This window comes from Butyrivibrio sp. (assembly GCF_024699075.1).
Genome location: NZ_JAILQF010000187.1, coordinates 1 through 16821 on the forward strand (window position 1 = coordinate 1; position 16821 = coordinate 16821).

Consider the following 16821-nt stretch of genomic DNA (forward strand, 5'->3'; position numbering starts at 1 on the left):
TCTGGTGATGAGCAGATCCTAGAACAGATCGAGAAGCAGTTATCTAAGCTGGAAGACGTTCTCTTTATTAAAAAGCTGGAGTCTCATGAATCGGTATGCAGGGAGCTTATTCTTATAAAGGTTTCCGCAAATGAGAGAACACGTCAGTCCATTATATCGGTGGCGGATATTTTCCGTGCAAATGTCATCGACGTTACCAAGGAGTCTCTGATCATTGAGCTTACGGGTACTACGGATAAACTTGATGCCTTTATAGACATGTTATCCGATTATCAGATCCTGGAGCTTGCCAGAACGGGTATTACCGGCCTGTCACGAGGCGCCGCTGACATTCAGGACGCAGAGAAGCTTCTTAATCGTACCTATGATTAAAAACAGATTTTTATAATTATTAATAATAAAACAATTCAAATTACTTAGGAGGAATAATTATCATGGCAAAAATTTATTATCAGGAAGACTGTAATCTGGCTGCACTTAAAGGCAAGACAATAGCCGTTATCGGTTACGGAAGCCAGGGACATGCACATGCTCTTAATGCAAAGGAGAGCGGATGCAATGTTATTATCGGACTTTATGAAGGTTCTAAGTCCTGGGAGAAGGCAGTTAAGCAGGGCTTTGAAGTATATACTGCAGCTGAGGCAGCTAAGAAGGCTGACGTTATCATGATCCTTATTAATGATGAGAAGCAGGCTGCTATGTACAAGAAGGATATCGAGCCGAACTTAGAGGCAGGAAATATGCTTATGTTCGCTCATGGTTTTGCTATTCATTTCAATCAGATTATTCCGCCTAAGGATGTTGATGTTACAATGATAGCTCCCAAGGGACCGGGACACACAGTTCGTTCAGAGTATCAGGCAGGCAAAGGAGTTCCCTGTCTGGTAGCTGTATACCAGGATGCTACAGGCAAGGCTTTAGAGAAGGCTTTAGCTTACGGTCTTGCTATCGGTGGCGCAAGAGCAGGTTTGCTTGAGACTACATTCAGAACAGAGACAGAGACAGACCTCTTTGGTGAGCAGGCAGTTCTCTGCGGTGGTGTTTGTGCCCTGATGCAGGCAGGTTTCGAGACTCTGGTAGAGGCAGGATATGATCCGAGAAATGCATATTTCGAGTGTATCCATGAGATGAAGCTTATTGTAGACCTTATCTATCAGTCAGGTTTCGAAGGAATGAGATATTCAATCTCCAATACAGCTGAGTATGGTGATTATGTAACAGGACCTAAGATCATCACACCTGAGACCAAAAAGGCTATGAAGAAGGTTCTTTCTGATATCCAGGACGGAACATTCGCTTCTGAGTTCATTCAGGATATGAAGAATGGTCAGATCCACTTCCAGGCTATGAAGAAGAAAGCAGCTGCTCATCCTTCAGAAGTTGTTGGAACAGAGATCAGAAAACTTTACAGCTGGAACAATGAGAACGACAAGCTCGTTAACAACTAATATAAAGGCTTACATTGTAAAAGTCTGAGGATTACGATAAACTAAAGAGGTGGCACCTTGATGGTGACACCTCTTTAATAAAAAGCAGATTTATATGGTTAAAATAGCTCATATATTGCTTTTTTATCAAGTAATCTATAGGGGAGACTACGTACAAGTGGACAAGCAGCTAGAAGAAATTTCCAATAATATAAATGATAAGGAGAAAGTGACAACAGAGTTTGGCAGGCGCAGAATGTGGTTTTGCATGTTCTTTCTTGGCTTTGCCATGTATGTTATTGCGGCTTTATATGTGATCATCAAACATGGAGGATTGTTTTTCTATTATGGTGATTACAATGTTCAGCAGGTTCCATTTTATATTCTTGCTCACAGAGCTGTAAGAAACGGACAATTTTTCTGGAACTGGAATCTTGATCTTGGCGGAGATCTTATAGCGGATCTGTCTTTTTATCTGATGGGAAGTCCTTTTTTCTGGATCACAATTCCCTTCCCTGAAAACTGGCTTCCGTATATGATGCCATTTCTGATGGCGCTTAAGTACGGCGTAGCTTCTGCCAATGCCTTCCTTTATATGAGAAGGTATACAAGGACTAACAGAGGAGCCCAGCTTGGAGCTATTTTGTTTGCCTTCTGCGGATTCAATGCAACCAATATAGTATTCAATCATTTTACTGATGCCGTTGCATTTTTCCCTTTGTTCATGATAGCTTTTGAAAATCTCTGCGACTTTGATAAGGGGCAGAAAGGATTTGTACCAAGCAGATCAAGATGGATATATTTTGTGATCATGACCTGCGTATGCAGCATAGTCAACTATTATTTCTTCTTTGGTCAGGTCATATTCTTTGGCATATATTTTCTGCTTCGCTATATTCAAGGAAGAAAATTATCCGATATTGGCAAAAATCTCTTAAGACTCATATCAGGCGGCCTTGTAGGTGTTATGATCGCGGGACTTTTCCTTCTTCTTGCGTTTAACGGAGTGCTTGGTAACAGCAGACTTGATAATTATATACTTGGATATGACATGGTTGTATATTCAAGCGGTTATATGTACTGGGACATTATTAAAAGTATGATAATGCTTCCTGATATTATCGGAAGGGGAACACTCTTTTTTACCACGACGGTCAAGAATGCTTCGCTTGCAGTATATCTGCCTATGTTCGGACTTGCCGGAGTTATAGCTTATTTTAGAAATAAAAAGGGAGTATCGGATTGGAAGAAGAGGATGCTTTTTGCCTCTTTGATAATTGCCTTTATACCGGTTCTTAATTCGATGTTCTCTTTGTTCAACTCACAGTATTATGCAAGATGGTTCTATATGCCAATACTTATCATGAGCCTTGTGACCTGTGAGATGGTAGAAAGGGACAGAGGAGAGAACTTAAGAACAGGAACACTTGCCACGATCATTATGTTCCTTTTGCTTATAGTTATATCAATACTGCCATCAAGAGATGATGACGGCAATATAGTCTATATGCAGATGGTATCTAATAGCGATATCTTTTGGAGAGATGTTCTTGGTACGGCAGTCTTTTCTTCGATACTTATACTAATTGTATTTCTTTCAAGGAAAATAAAGACAAGAGTAAAACTTTCATTTATAGGAACTGTCCTTGCAGGATGCCTTGGAACAATGATCATCCTTATAAACGGAAGCTCTCTTATAAGTGATTATGGCATGGAGCAGTGGAAGCTGCAGATGCTTGATACTAAACCTGAAATTGATGAAAGCTCTTTTTGCAGAATAGAGACTGATTCGACTTCGACCAACTATGAAATGAGGTGGGGAATACCTACTATTCACTGCTTCCTTTCGACAGTGCCCGGTCAGATATTCGACTTTTATGAAGGAGCAGCAGGGATTACCCGTTCCGTGGAATCCGATTCGCCTCTTTCAAGAGCGGGACTCAGGGCTATATTGTCGGCAAGATACTATGTTGAGAATTCAAGGATCAATGACGACGATGAGTTTTTGAATAATGAAGGAACCTTCGACTATGAGCAGGTAAGCACAGAAGAAGGGATGAACGGATTCACCTTATTTGAAAATACTAATTATATACCTATGGGATTTACCTTTGACTACTACACATCAGAGTCAGACTGGACTGCAGCAGATCCTTCACAGCTTGACCTGTCACTTGTTAAAGTGCTGATCCTTCCTGATGAAGTAGCAAGTATTTATCAGGGTAATATGATAAGGATGAGTGCTTCGGATCTTGCTAATGATGAAATTGATATATATCAGTTCAGATCATTATGCAACCAGAGAAAGGCATCTGCCTGCACCGAATTTACTACAACAAGTAATGGGTTTAAGGCGGTTACCAAAGAGTTTGATGAGTACGAGCTTGTATTTTTTTCAGTACCAAATGTATCCGGAATGACTGCTACAGTTGATGGCAATGAGGTAGACATAATCACGGCAGATTATGGACTTATGGCCATACCGGTAAGTAAGGGAAGTCATGTTATTGAAGTTAAATATAAGCCTACTAATTTCTATCTGGGAATAGGTATTTCTCTTTTAGGAATAGGTATACTTATTGCATATATTGTTATGTGTCATATTAAGAAAAACCAGGAGAGTACACTATGAGTGGAATGACTATGAGCCAGAAGATTCTGGCTAAACACGCAGGACTTGACCATGTTACAGCAGGTCAGCTTATAGAGGCAGATCTTGATCTCGTTCTTGGTAACGATATCACAAGTCCGGTTGCCATTAAAGAGATGGAGAAGTTCAATACAGATAGCGTATTTGACAAGGACAAGATCGCACTTGTTCCTGACCATTTTGTCCCTAATAAGGACATTAAGTCAGCTGAGAACTGCAAGTGTGTTCGTGAATTTGCAAGAAAGAACAAGATCACTAACTATTTTGAAGTTGGTAAAATGGGTATTGAGCATGCCCTTCTTCCTGAGAACGGACTTACTGTTCCCGGAGATCTTATAATTGGTGCAGATTCTCATACTTGTACATATGGAGCACTTGGTGCTTTCTCTACAGGTGTAGGATCTACAGATATGGCTGCAGGTATGGCTACAGGTAAAGCATGGTTCAAGGTGCCATCAGCCATTAAATTTAATCTCACAGGCTCTTTTTCCAAATATGTATCAGGTAAGGATCTGATCCTTCACATAATTGGAATGATAGGCGTTGACGGCGCTTTATATCAGTCTATGGAATTCACAGGAGAGGGCGTTAAGAGCCTTTCCATGGATGACAGATTCACTATTGCCAATATGGCAATTGAAGCCGGCGGCAAGAACGGCATCTTCCCTGTTGATGAAAAAACTATTGAGTATCTCAAAGAGCATGCACCTGGCAAGGAATATGAAGTATTTGAAGCTGATGAAGATGCTGAGTATGTAAGAGTTATTGACATAGATCTTTCAAAACTCACACCTACTGTTTCATTCCCTCATCTTCCTGAAAATGCCAAGACTTTTGATCAGATTCCTGAAATTAAGATCGATCAGGTTGTAATAGGTTCATGTACTAACGGCCGTATATCTGACCTTCGCATGGCTGCAGCTATTCTTAAGGACAAGCACGTTGCAGAAGGCATAAGATGTATAGTTATTCCGGCTACACAAAAGATATACATGCAGGCTCTTAAGGAAGGACTTCTTGAGACCTTTATAAATGCAGGTGCAATAATTTCAACTCCTACCTGCGGCCCGTGTCTTGGCGGATATATGGGAGTACTTGCAAGTAAGGAAAGATGTGTATCTACAACAAATCGTAACTTTGTAGGTCGTATGGGTGCTGTTGATTCTGAGATATATCTTGCATCCCCTGAAGTTGCAGCAGCAAGTGCTGTTACAGGCAAGATCTCACAGCCATCTGAAATTATGTAATATTTGATTTTATGTATTACTTGTGGCTTATAACGGCCGGGCATATGGCGATTTTATGGAGGATAATATGGAGAACGCTAACGGTAAGGTTTTTAAATTTGGAGATAACGTAGATACAGACGTTATAATTCCTGCAAGATATCTTAATAATACAGATCCCAAAGATCTTGCTGCTCATTGCATGGAAGATATTGATAAGGACTTTGTAAATAAAGTAAATAAAGGCGATATCATCGTTGCCAATAAAAATTTTGGATGCGGATCTTCTCGTGAGCACGCACCTATAGCTATCAAAGCTGCAGGCGTATCCTGCGTTATAGCTGAAACATTTGCAAGAATTTTCTATAGAAATTCTATTAATATAGGCCTTCCTATTATTGAATGTCCTGAAGCAGCAAAGGAAATTAATTCCGGTGATGTAGTGAATATTGACTTTGATAGTGGTATTATAACTAATGAGTCCACCGGCAAAAAATATCAGGGACAGGCATTTCCTGCTTTTATGCAGAAGATTATTGATTGCGGCGGTCTCGTAAATTATATAAATACAAAATAATTTATTGGAGGTTTTAATGGCAGACGAAGAATTAAGAAAAAAATTCGCAGCTAAAAAGCCTGTGAATTTTAAGGTAGATCCTGCAGAAGGTACTCATGTTAAGAAAGTCATAGGAGTAGTATCAGGTAAAGGCGGAGTTGGTAAGAGCTTTGTAACAGCTATGTCAGCATGTGCTATGAATCGTGAAGGCTTTAAGACAGCCATCATGGATGCTGATATAACCGGTCCTTCTATTCCTAAGATGTTCGGAGTATCCAGTGTTAAGCAGGTTAATGAACAGGGACTTATAATTCCTGCTTCATCAGGTAAGGGAATCGACATAATGTCAATAAACCTCCTTATGCAGAAAGAGACTGATCCTGTTATATGGAGAGGCCCTGTTATTGCCGGAGTTGTTAAGCAGTTCTGGTCAGAAGTATGCTGGGGCGATGTTGATTATATGTTCGTAGATATGCCTCCGGGAACAGGAGATGTACCGCTTACAGTATTCCAGTCACTTCCGGTTGATGGAATAATTGTTGTTGCTACACCTCAGGATCTTGTAGCTATGATCGTTGATAAGGCTGTTAATATGGCCAAGATGATGAAGATCCCTGTAATCGGACTTGTTGAGAACATGAGCTACATGAAGTGTCCTCATTGCGGAGAGATGATCTCTATATTTGGTGAAAGTAACCTTGATTCATATGCAGCATCAAAGGGGCTTGATGTACTTGGACGTCTTCCTCTTGATTCTTCTTATGCTAAGCTTTGTGATAACGGACAGATAGAAGATCTGATATCTGAAGATCTTGATCAGCTTGTATACAGACTTAAGTCTCTTAGTGAATAATATGTCTGTTTTATAACGGGCAAATCGCATTATAAATGCGGATTTGACACAATGTTATGAGGAGGCAGATTTGAAATTCAGACCGGACAAGAACCAGATCACATGGAGCATCACCGGAATTGTAACAGCTCTTGTTGTTATGCTTATTTATTATGTCATTTTTAAGGGCGGTTATATTATTTCGGGTTTGCATTCCATAGTTGATGGAATGGAAGGAGTAGTAACCGGTCTTGCACTGGGATATATACTATCTCCGATCCTGAATTTTGTTGAGCAGAAGATTCTTGAGAAGATCTGGGAGAAGGCTGGAGCAAAGCGAGATGAGAACGGAGAATTCCGTCACAAGCAGCTTATAAGGAATATAGCTATTATTATCACAATGGCTTTTGTTATTTTCATTATATGGGCCTGCATGTATTACATCATCCCTCAGATATATCAGAGTATTAGAGATATTATTCGTAATATCCCTACTTACTACAGGAATATCGATCTTGCTATCAATAGATTTTTGGAATCATCTGATCCTACAACTATCAGTACCGTTAACGGCATTGCTGATCAGATATATGTCAGAATCAATAGTTATGTTCAGGAGACTGTTCTTCCTAATATTTCTCAGATACTGACTATGATATCCAAGCAGGCAATCAATGTTATTAACAGCTTTATAAATCTTATCGTAGGACTTATCGTTGCTATATATGTACTTAATTCCAAGGAAAGCTTTTGCGGTAAAGGAAAGAAGATGGCTTATGCTTTCTTTAGGGAAGATATCGCTAATGAAGTCATATCATCTTCAAGGCTCATACATACTACTTTTACAGGCTTTATAACAGGTAAGATCGTTGATTCCGCAATTATAGGACTCCTTTGCTTTATAGGCTGCAGGATCATGGATATTCCATATTATCTGCTTATTTCTGTAATTGTTGGTATTGCCAATATAATCCCGTTTTTTGGGCCTTATATTGGAGGCGGCTTTGGATTTTTGATACTTATTCTTATAAGCCCTTTATCAGCTCTTGAATTTATCGTATTTGTTATCATATTGCAGCAGATCGACGGCAATATCATAGGACCTAAGATCCTTGGTAATTCAACCGGTCTTTCAAGCTTCTGGGTTATTTTTGCGATCATGCTTTTTGGAAGCTTGTGGGGATTTGCAGGATGGATACTGGGCGTTCCTGTATTTGCTGTTATCTATTCGCTTATTTCAAGAGTTACAGACCATTATCTTGATAAGAATCATCTTCCTACAGATGAGGAGACCTATATAGATACTGCTTACATAGAAGAGGGTAAGTTTCACTACCTTGGTGATCCCAACAGTACCAAGTACAGATCACAGAAGGCAGGTTCGTCCTGGAGCAGGATATTTAGATCCAAACACAAGGAGGAACATAAAAAGTCTCATAAGAGCAAGAATCCTGACGTTATAAAGGTGCAGGAAAGCGGTTCTGTTTCCCAGAACACCGAGAATAAAAATACTCAGGGTAGTGATATTAAAAAAGATCAAGAATAAAAATTTTAAAACTGTTAAAGATTGTATTCTTGACAGTTTGATATTTGGAATTATAATAATTTTAATCAATTTAACATGTTAAAAATGTACATATGCTTTGCAAATGTATTGGGAGGAAAATTTTAAGAAAAGAGGATTTGGAAATGGCTAAGAAAGAACTCGACTGGAGTAACATCGGTTTTAGTTACATACCTACTGACTACAGATATGTATCTAATTACAAGGACGGAAAATGGGATGATGGTGAGATCACCACAGATGCAAGAGTTATTTTAAGTGAGGATTCCGGAGTTCTCCACTATGCTCAGGAATGTTTCGAAGGACTTAAGGCATATGAGACTAAGGATGGCAAAATAGTTACTTTCCGTCCTGATCTTAACGCATCACGTATGCTTGATTCTGCTGCAAGACTTGAAATGCCTCAGTTCCCTGCAGACAGATTCATGAAGGCTGTAGAAGAAGTTGTAGCAGCCAACAAGGACTGGGTTCCTCCGTATGGAAGCGGCGCTACACTTTATATTCGTCCTGTTATGTTCGCAACAGGTAATGTAATTGGAGTTAAGCCTGCAGATGAGTATCAGTTCAGAATCTTCTGTACACCTGTAGGACCATACTTCAAGGGCGGTGCTAAGCCTATCGTTGTTAAGATCTCTGATTTTGACAGAGCAGCACCACACGGAACAGGTAATATTAAAGCTGGTCTTAACTATGCAATGAGCCTTCATGCAATTGTTAAAGCTCATGAAGAGGGATTTGCAGAGAATGTATATCTTGATGCTGAGTCACGTACTTATATCGAAGAGACTGGCGGAGCTAACATCATCTTCGTTACTAAAGATGGCGGACTTGTAGTTCCTAAGTCACATACAGATTCTATTCTTCCTTCTATCACAAGAAGATCAATTGTTCAGGTTGCAAGAGACATTCTTGGTCTTAACGTAGAAGAGAGACCTGTTAAGCTTTCAGAGGTTCCTGAATTCGTAGAGATGGGTCTTTGTGGTACAGCAGCTGTTATCAGCCCTGTAGGCAAGATCAATGATCACGGCAAGGAAATCTGCTTTGCTAGTGGTATGGATGAGATGGGACCTGTTATTAAGAAGCTTTACGACACACTCACAGGTATCCAGATGGGCAGCGTAGAAGGACCCGAAGGATGGATCCACGAGATCTGCGAAGCATAATTCATATATTATAAGACTGATAATAAATAAGTCGCCTGCGTGGTAGCCTTATATGGGCTACGGCGCGGCGACTTTTTTAATAGATATTTATAATGGAGTTAGCTTATAGAAGTTTTTAATACTATGTATTATTATTGTTTGTCTGATGCGACTATGGCTGAGTTTTGATTTGCATTTGTCTGGCGCATCATTTTGATTGCTTCTACAGCTGTTTCGTATATAAGGTACATTTCGTTACCTTCTGATGTGCTTCTGTTACATCTGTTCATGTTGCTTTCAAAAAAGTCACTGGCTTTTTGAATAGTAGTAGCACTTATTATATGTCCGTTACAGTAGAATGTGCCTGTGCCTTTATCATATTTGTTTTCAACATATTTGGTTGCTGAAAAGTTGCCGGCTCCCATGGCTGCTGCCAGTCCGTTGATTAAATCGCTTCTGTCTTTTGTCATTGTCCACCTCTTGATAATTCAAAAATCATAATTAAACAACCCTCATAAATTTTAAACCTAAATTATGATAATCCTAATGGAAACTAAAATCAATTATAAGTTTTCCACAAAATAAAATCATATATTACACAAAATCTATCTAAATTTTTGGATTTATCAAATGAATTAAAAAATCATCTTAAAAGGCAGATTTTATGGGCTTTTAAGATATTATAGAAGCTTTGATAATGGGAAATATGGTACTATAATTAAGTGGGTATTGGGAGCTTTAACATTTTTACAAGGAGAAAACAAATGCGACTGATTTTTATAAGGCATGCACAGCCTGATTATTCTATAGATGGACTTACAGAAAAAGGTAAAAAGGAAGCTGAGCTTCTTGCTAAAAGGACTGCAAGCTGGAATGTGGACAGATTTTACTGTTCACCTCTTGGAAGAGCTAGAGATACAGCGGCCCCTACTCTTAAGGTGCATAATAAAGAAGCTGTTATCTGCGACTGGCTTCAGGAGTTTCATTACAGGGTAGTTGATCCTTATACCAAGGATTTCAGGGTTCCGTGGGACTATTTTCCTGAATTCTTTACAACTCAGCCTCTTATGCTGGATCCGGACAACTGGTACGACTGTGATCTTTATAAGACCAATCCTGAGATTAAAAAGATGTGGTTTGAAGTATGCGATGGCCTTGACGAGATCCTTGCATCATATGGCTATATAAGGCAGGGTAAGTATTATAAGTTTAAAAATCCTGATGGCAATGATCTCCCTGCAGAAATCGATAATATACAGACAAGAGGTATCATGGAGTACCAGGTAAGAGATGAGGATGATAATAAGACCATTGTTTTCTTTTGCCATCTTGGAGTTGAATGTGTAATGCTTGCGCATCTTCTTTCCATATCTCCTGTAACCTTGTGGCACGGAACCTTTGAAGCCCCTTCATCAGTGACTATAGTTAATGCAGAGAAGAGATATCATAACGATGCCTTCTTTAGAATTCAGGCACTTGGAGATACTGCGCATTTATATGCAGAAAATGAGCCTGTATCCGGATTTGGAGCATTCTCTACAGTGTTTAGTAAATAAATACAAAAAAATCTAGTTGTATTGGAGATTTATGAATGTCTAAAGAACAGATTTTATTAGTTGCACTTAATGCAAAATATATTCATTCAAACCCGGCAGTATACTCACTTGCTGCCTTTGCTAATGCTACAAGCGATAATGTGTCTCTTATTGAGTTTACAATTAATGATCGTTATGAGGATGTTCTTGACGGCATTCTTATGAGAAAACCTGAAGTTATAGGCTTTTCCATATACATTTGGAACGTGGAGCTTATGAAGCAGCTTATAGAAGATATTCATAAAATTGCTCCTTATATCCGTCTTATAGCAGGAGGCCCTGAAGCAACCAATGATCCTGAGACCTATCTTGAGTTCTGCGATTTTGTGATGCTTGGCGAAGGTGAGAAGAACTTCAGGCTTATAGCTGCCTGCATTAAAGAGGGTAGGGATATTCCTCTTGATGATATGGAAGGCGTTGCTTACAAGGACGATGAGATCATAATAAGACAGCCTGGTCCAAAGTCTATCCTTAACATGGACGAGATTCCTTTTTTGTATAACCGTCTTGAACCTTTTGAAAATCGCATTATATATTATGAATCAAGCAGGGGCTGTCCATTTCGCTGCAGTTATTGTCTCTCTTCTTTGGAAAAGAAAGTCCGCTACCGCAGTATGGATGTTGTTAAGTCAGAGCTTTTATATTTTCTTGACCAGAAGGTTAAGCAGGTCAAATTTATAGACAGAACCTTTAACAGCTCATCAGAAAGGGCGCTTGAGATCTGGACCTTTATTAAGGAGCATGATAACGGCATTACTAATTTTCACTTTGAGATAGGAGCAGATCTGTTAAAAGAAAAAGAGATAGAGCTCTTATCATCGCTTCGCCCGGGACTTGTGCAGCTTGAAATTGGTATTCAGACTACCTATGAGCCTACTATGAAGGCTATACACAGAACAGCAGATAATAAGCTCATCTTTGATAATGTTAAGGCTCTTAGAAAAGCTTATAACATTAACCTTCATACCGATCTTATAGCAGGTCTTCCGTATGAAAACTATGAGAGATTTAAAAAGTCTTTTAATGATATATATCCCTTATATGCAGATCAGCTTCAGCTTGGATTTTTAAAGGTTTTAAAAGGAACTGATATGTATGATCACAGGGAAGAATATGGACTTGTATATAGCTCAAGACAGCCCTATGAGATTTTTGCTACGAAGTGGATAAGCTATGATGAGATAGCAAAGCTTCACAGAGTCTGCGACGCAGTTGAGCTGTTTTATAACTCGCAGATGTTTATGCATAGTCTTAAATATCTGGAGCAGTTTTTTGCTTCTCCTTTTGAAATGTATGAAGCTATGGCGCAGTATCTTAATGACCATAACCTTGCAGGAGTAGGAATAGCTGTTAAGAAAAAGTATGATATATTGCAGGATTTTGGAAAAGAGCATGGCGCAGAAGAGGTCTTTAGCCTTTGGATAAACTATGACAAGATGCTCCATCTCCATCAAAGCAGGCATATGACTTCAAAGGAAGTGTTTAACTGGCCTGACGGAGCTAAGGCGTATCTGTTTGATTATAGCAGGATGCATCCTGTTACAGGCGAAGCGGCCGTAACTGTTATTGATTCATAAACTCAACTTCGCACATAAAACATAAGTAACTGTTCTTACAATTTTGTGAAAAAAGGCATATATATCAGTAAGAGATCTATAACAAGAATAAAGCAGATACGAAATAAAAGACTTATAGCAGGATTAAGGCAGATTACAGGATGAAAACTGATAACAAAAAATTAAAAGCAGAAATAATACTGGTTGTTATAATTATAGGTATTGCGGCATTTCTTTACCTATATATGAATTTTGTAAAAGCTGATAAAGGCGCAACTGTTCAGATCCTTGTAGATGGTCAGGTTACAGAAGAATATGACCTTTACAGTAGCAGGGAAGTTGTTATAGATACAGGAGACGGGGGACAAAATGTTCTTATCATTGATAATGGCAGATGCTATATGGATGATGCCAATTGTCCGGATAAGCTATGTGTATCTCAGGGAATCATATCCAAATCCGGTCAAAGCATTATCTGCTTGCCCCACAAACTTGTGATCACTATTTCAGGTGGTGAAGAACAGGAAGTAGACACTGTATCTCAGTAAAACTAACCCAGGATAATCAATCGCAAGGAAATCAGACAATAAAAGAGGATTTTATGAAGACTAAAGCTGCGCAGCTTGGGATGCTGCTTGGTGTAGCACTTGTTTTATCATATGTGGAATCGCTGATTCCTTTTGCATTTGGAATACCGGGGATGAAACTGGGACTTCCTAATGCTGCTATACTGATTGTATTATATTTATACGGATGGAAAGAGGCTCTTATTATTAATATCTTAAGAATAGTTCTTTCCGGATTCATGTTTGGCAGTATGTTCGGCATTCTTTTCAGCCTTTCGGGGGCTTTGATAAGCTTTATTGTCATGTGCCTTGTAAAGAGGCTTGATATTTTTTCCATAAAAGGTGTATCCATATGCGGCGGCGTAAGCCACAATATAGGGCAGATGCTTGTTGCAGTATTTGTAGTAAAGACAAGCGGCATTATGTATTATCTGCCGGTACTTATGGTGGGCGGAGTTATAACCGGTATTCTTATAGGTATTATCAGTCAGAGTATAATTCCTAGAATAAAAAATGCTGCATCTTTATGATATAATGACGTAAGGGTCAAAAGTCATTTTGATTTGGGCTTGCTCGAAATCAAATATGAATGTAAGACTAAAGTCCTTTATATAGTGAAGATAATCCTTGCTTTTTAAAGCTTGTTATTATGACAAACTGATCTTAGCTGGGATTAAAGAAAGACTATAATATAAAGGCAAATCTTTTGAAGCAGGGGAGACCAGATGATTGCATATGTTCAGGGGATTCTTGAAAATCTCGAAATTGATAAAGCAGTAATAGACGTTGGAGGCATTGGATATGAAGTTAATATAAGTGCGTCCACATGCGATAGAATGCCGGGGATTGGCGAGAGCGTAAAGCTCTATACTTATATGAATGTTAAGGAAGATGAGATGAGCCTTTTTGGTTTTCTTACAAGGGATGAGATCCGTATGTTCAGAATGCTCATCACAGTAAGCGGAATCGGACCTAAGGGAGCTTTGTCTATACTTTCAGTATTTGATACAGATGATCTTAGATTCGCGATTCTCTCAGGCGATACCAAGACAATATCCAAGGCACCGGGAATTGGCAAGAAAACTGCAGAGCGCCTTGTGCTTGAGCTTAGAGACAAGATATCAAATGCTGATATTAAAGGCTCAGATGACTCGGCTGCAGCAGGAAGCTTATCAGGAATATCCACCAAGGATGAAGATGTATCATCAAGAGATGAGGCTGTAGAAGCCCTTGCAGCGCTTGGCTATAATGCAACAGATGCCATGAAGGCGGTAAGAAAAGTATTAAGCAGCAGCGATGAAAAGCTTGATACAGAAGCTATACTTAAGCTTGCGCTGAAAGAATTATTTTAAGAACAATTATCAAAAGAAATACTTTAAGAAGAACTTTTTAAAGAAGTACAATTTCAAGATGACTTGTTTTAAAAGAATTGATTTAACCTTTTTTGACTAACATCTATACTAAAACTCTAAAACGAGGATATATATGGCTAAAAGAACTATTCAAACCCAGAAAAATTCAAAGAATATGATGGATGCGGAATTTAATGGTGAAGACGCCGTTGTTGAAAGTTCCCTTCGTCCTAAAACACTTGATAAATATATAGGTCAGGAGAAGATCAAAAAGAGTCTTCGCATATACATAGAAGCTGCCAAGGAGCGTGGAGACAGCCTTGACCATATTCTTTTCTACGGACCTCCCGGACTTGGTAAGACAACTCTTGCCCAGATCATGGCCAATGAAATGGGAGTTAACATTAAGATCACATCAGGACCTGCTATAGAGAAGCCCGGAGAGATGGCTGCGATCCTTAACAGTCTTCAGGAAGGAGATATCCTTTTTGTGGACGAGATCCACAGAATATCCCGCCAGGTAGAAGAAGTACTGTATCCTGCTATGGAAGACTTTGCCATCGATATCATGATAGGCAAGGGACCAACTGCAAGGTCTATCCGTCTTGACCTTCCAAAGTTCACTCTTGTAGGAGCTACAACAAGAGCAGGTATGCTGTCTGCGCCTCTTCGTGACCGTTTTGGCATGATCCACAGGATGGAATTTTATAATGAAAAAGAGCTGTCTCAGATCATAATCCAGTCAGCAAGAGTTTTGGGAATCGAAGTGGATACAGACTGTGCCATTGAGATGGCAAGACGAAGCCGCGGAACGCCAAGACTTGCAAACAGGACTCTTAAGCGTGTACGTGACTATGCTCAGGTTAGAAATAAAGGAATTGTTGACATTAGTATTGTAAAAGAAGCCCTTAATCTTTTGGAAGTAGATGATATGGGCCTTGATCATACAGATCATGAGATATTAATCACTATGATAGAGAAGTTTGCAGGCGGCCCTGTGGGCCTTGATACCCTTGCAGCTGCAATAGGCGAAGATGCAGGAACCATCGAAGACGTATATGAACCTTATCTTATAAAGTGCGGATTTATTAACAGAACTCCAAGAGGCCGAGTAGTAACACAGGCAGGTTATGAGCAGATGGGGCTTGAGATGCCAGCAGAAAGCTAAAATCTAAAAAGCCTGGAAAGAGGATTTATTTGACTAAAATAATATATGGCAATTTGACAGATAAAGAGGGAAGATGCATTCACTATCATAGTGAGCTTGATATAATAGCAAATAAATGCGCAAGATGCGGAAAGTTCTATGCATGCTATAAGTGCCATGATGAATTAGAGGATCATGCATTTGAGCCGGTCTCTCCAGATGAACCAGATACTGTTATGTGCGGAGTATGCGGAACGCTCTATAGTTATAACGAGTATTCAGCTATTTCAAAATGCTCCAAATGCTCCCACAGCTTTAATCCCGGATGTTCACTTCATAAAAATATATATTCTAAATAAAACTCTAGTATTTTATGGTATAGTACTTATTGCTGTGTTTATGATACTTGGTATCAGCATGGGACTTAGCATCAATAAGATCAAGGATGATAATATTATCGAAACTCTTAAAGAGGATGCTGTATAATGATTATCTGAATAAAAGCATTTATCTATTTTACCGGAACGGAGTGACTAAATTTATGAACTTGGATATTACTGTTATATTTGATATGGACGGCATTCTTCTTGATACAGAGATGATCTATATGAAGGCCTGGGAAGAAAGAGCTATTACTACTGGCCTTGACGTAGATGATATCAAAGATATGGTTCTTGCTTGCACAGGTACTACTTCTGATATGACAAGGAAGATCATGATAGAAAGACTTGGAAGTCCTGAAGCCTATGAGGAAGGACTTGAATTCACAAGAGAATATTTTCACAAATATATTAATGATAATGGAATACCTGTAAAAAAATATGCAAGAGATATCCTTAAGTATCTGCACTCTAATAATATAGCCACAGGGCTAGCATCATCCACAAGAGAAGCTGTAGTAAGGCAGCAGATGAAAGATACAGGCCTTTATGAATACTTTTCTGTGATACTTGGCGGAGATAATGTTGTAAATGGTAAGCCGGCTCCTGATATCTTCCTTGACTGCGCCAAAAAACTTAAGGCAGAGCCATCAAACTGCTATGTTATCGAAGATTCTTTTAACGGAATAAAGGCAGCACATGCAGCAGGCATGCACCCTGTAATGGTTCCGGATTTAAGACAGCCCGATGACGAAATTAAAGGTCTTGCAGAAGTGGTTCTGCAAGACCTTAATGATGTAATAAAGTATTTTGATAAGATGTAAGTCC

General features: G+C 39.1%; 17 protein-coding genes. 16 read left to right on the plus strand and 1 reads right to left on the minus strand.

Annotated features, from left to right (window positions below; genetic code table 11):
- The 8 genes from ilvN to K6G87_RS07355 all read left to right on the plus strand — a co-directional run.
- The coding region (gene ilvN / locus K6G87_RS07320; RefSeq protein WP_296835430.1) for an acetolactate synthase small subunit at positions 1-372 on the plus strand (372 nt) is incomplete at its 5' end.
- Between the two features lie 62 nt (positions 373-434).
- Positions 435-1448: a ketol-acid reductoisomerase gene (gene ilvC, locus K6G87_RS07325; RefSeq protein WP_296835432.1), complete on the plus strand. Its 1014-nt coding sequence runs from the start codon at positions 435-437 to the stop codon at positions 1446-1448.
- Between the two features lie 157 nt (positions 1449-1605).
- A complete protein-coding gene (locus K6G87_RS07330) occupies positions 1606-4059 on the plus strand; it encodes a YfhO family protein (protein ID WP_296835434.1) in 2454 nt (817 codons plus the stop codon).
- A complete protein-coding gene (gene leuC, locus K6G87_RS07335; RefSeq protein ID WP_296835435.1) occupies positions 4056-5324 on the plus strand; it encodes a 3-isopropylmalate dehydratase large subunit in 1269 nt (422 codons plus the stop codon). Before K6G87_RS07330 ends, leuC begins: the two co-directional genes overlap by 4 nt.
- 67 nt (positions 5325-5391) lie before the next feature.
- Positions 5392-5880, plus strand: a complete 489-nt coding sequence (leuD, locus tag K6G87_RS07340) for a 3-isopropylmalate dehydratase small subunit (protein ID WP_296835438.1) — start codon at positions 5392-5394, stop codon at positions 5878-5880.
- A 16-nt stretch (positions 5881-5896) separates the two neighbouring features.
- The gene (locus K6G87_RS07345; protein ID WP_296835440.1) at positions 5897-6712 is read left to right on the plus strand and encodes an Mrp/NBP35 family ATP-binding protein; all 816 of its coding nucleotides are present in this window, start codon (positions 5897-5899) and stop codon (positions 6710-6712) included.
- Between the two features lie 70 nt (positions 6713-6782).
- Complete coding sequence (locus K6G87_RS07350; RefSeq protein WP_296835441.1) at positions 6783-8237, plus strand: AI-2E family transporter; 1455 nt, start codon at positions 6783-6785, stop codon at positions 8235-8237.
- A 92-nt stretch (positions 8238-8329) separates the two neighbouring features.
- On the plus strand, positions 8330-9418 hold the full coding sequence (locus tag K6G87_RS07355; RefSeq protein WP_296835443.1) for a branched-chain amino acid aminotransferase: 1089 nt from the start codon (positions 8330-8332) through the stop codon (positions 9416-9418).
- 131 nt (positions 9419-9549) lie between these two features.
- Here K6G87_RS07355 and K6G87_RS07360 read toward each other — a convergent pair whose 3' ends face one another.
- Positions 9550-9867 carry a hypothetical protein gene (locus K6G87_RS07360; protein WP_296835446.1) on the minus strand — a complete coding sequence of 106 codons (318 nt, stop codon included), beginning with the start codon at positions 9865-9867 and terminating at the stop codon, positions 9550-9552.
- A gap of 294 nt (positions 9868-10161) precedes the next feature.
- On the opposite strand from K6G87_RS07360, the gene K6G87_RS07365 reads away from it, so the two are divergent.
- The 8 genes from K6G87_RS07365 to K6G87_RS07400 all read left to right on the plus strand — a co-directional run bounded on the left by K6G87_RS07365 (position 10162) and on the right by K6G87_RS07400 (position 16817).
- The gene (locus K6G87_RS07365) at positions 10162-10953 is read left to right on the plus strand and encodes a histidine phosphatase family protein (RefSeq protein WP_296835448.1); all 792 of its coding nucleotides are present in this window, start codon (positions 10162-10164) and stop codon (positions 10951-10953) included.
- Positions 10954-10988: 35 nt separating this feature from the next.
- Positions 10989-12569 (plus strand): B12-binding domain-containing radical SAM protein, encoded by a 1581-nt coding sequence (locus K6G87_RS07370; protein ID WP_296835450.1) that lies wholly within the window; start codon positions 10989-10991, stop codon positions 12567-12569.
- Positions 12570-12709: 140 nt separating this feature from the next.
- Positions 12710-13096, plus strand: coding sequence for a NusG domain II-containing protein (locus K6G87_RS07375; RefSeq protein ID WP_296835452.1), 387 nt, complete (start codon positions 12710-12712; stop codon positions 13094-13096).
- A gap of 53 nt (positions 13097-13149) precedes the next feature.
- Positions 13150-13644, plus strand: coding sequence for a Gx transporter family protein (locus K6G87_RS07380; RefSeq protein ID WP_296835453.1), 495 nt, complete (start codon positions 13150-13152; stop codon positions 13642-13644).
- Positions 13645-13839: 195 nt separating this feature from the next.
- A complete protein-coding gene (gene ruvA, locus K6G87_RS07385; protein ID WP_296835455.1) occupies positions 13840-14466 on the plus strand; it encodes a Holliday junction branch migration protein RuvA in 627 nt (208 codons plus the stop codon).
- Positions 14467-14641: 175 nt separating this feature from the next.
- Positions 14642-15634, plus strand: a complete 993-nt coding sequence (gene ruvB, locus K6G87_RS07390; RefSeq protein WP_296835479.1) for a Holliday junction branch migration DNA helicase RuvB — start codon at positions 14642-14644, stop codon at positions 15632-15634.
- 29 nt (positions 15635-15663) lie between these two features.
- Positions 15664-15972 carry a CHY zinc finger protein gene (locus K6G87_RS07395; protein ID WP_296835457.1) on the plus strand — a complete coding sequence of 103 codons (309 nt, stop codon included), beginning with the start codon at positions 15664-15666 and terminating at the stop codon, positions 15970-15972.
- Between the two features lie 182 nt (positions 15973-16154).
- Positions 16155-16817 (plus strand): HAD family hydrolase, encoded by a 663-nt coding sequence (locus K6G87_RS07400; protein WP_296835459.1) that lies wholly within the window; start codon positions 16155-16157, stop codon positions 16815-16817.
- Positions 16818-16821: the final 4 nt, after the last annotated feature.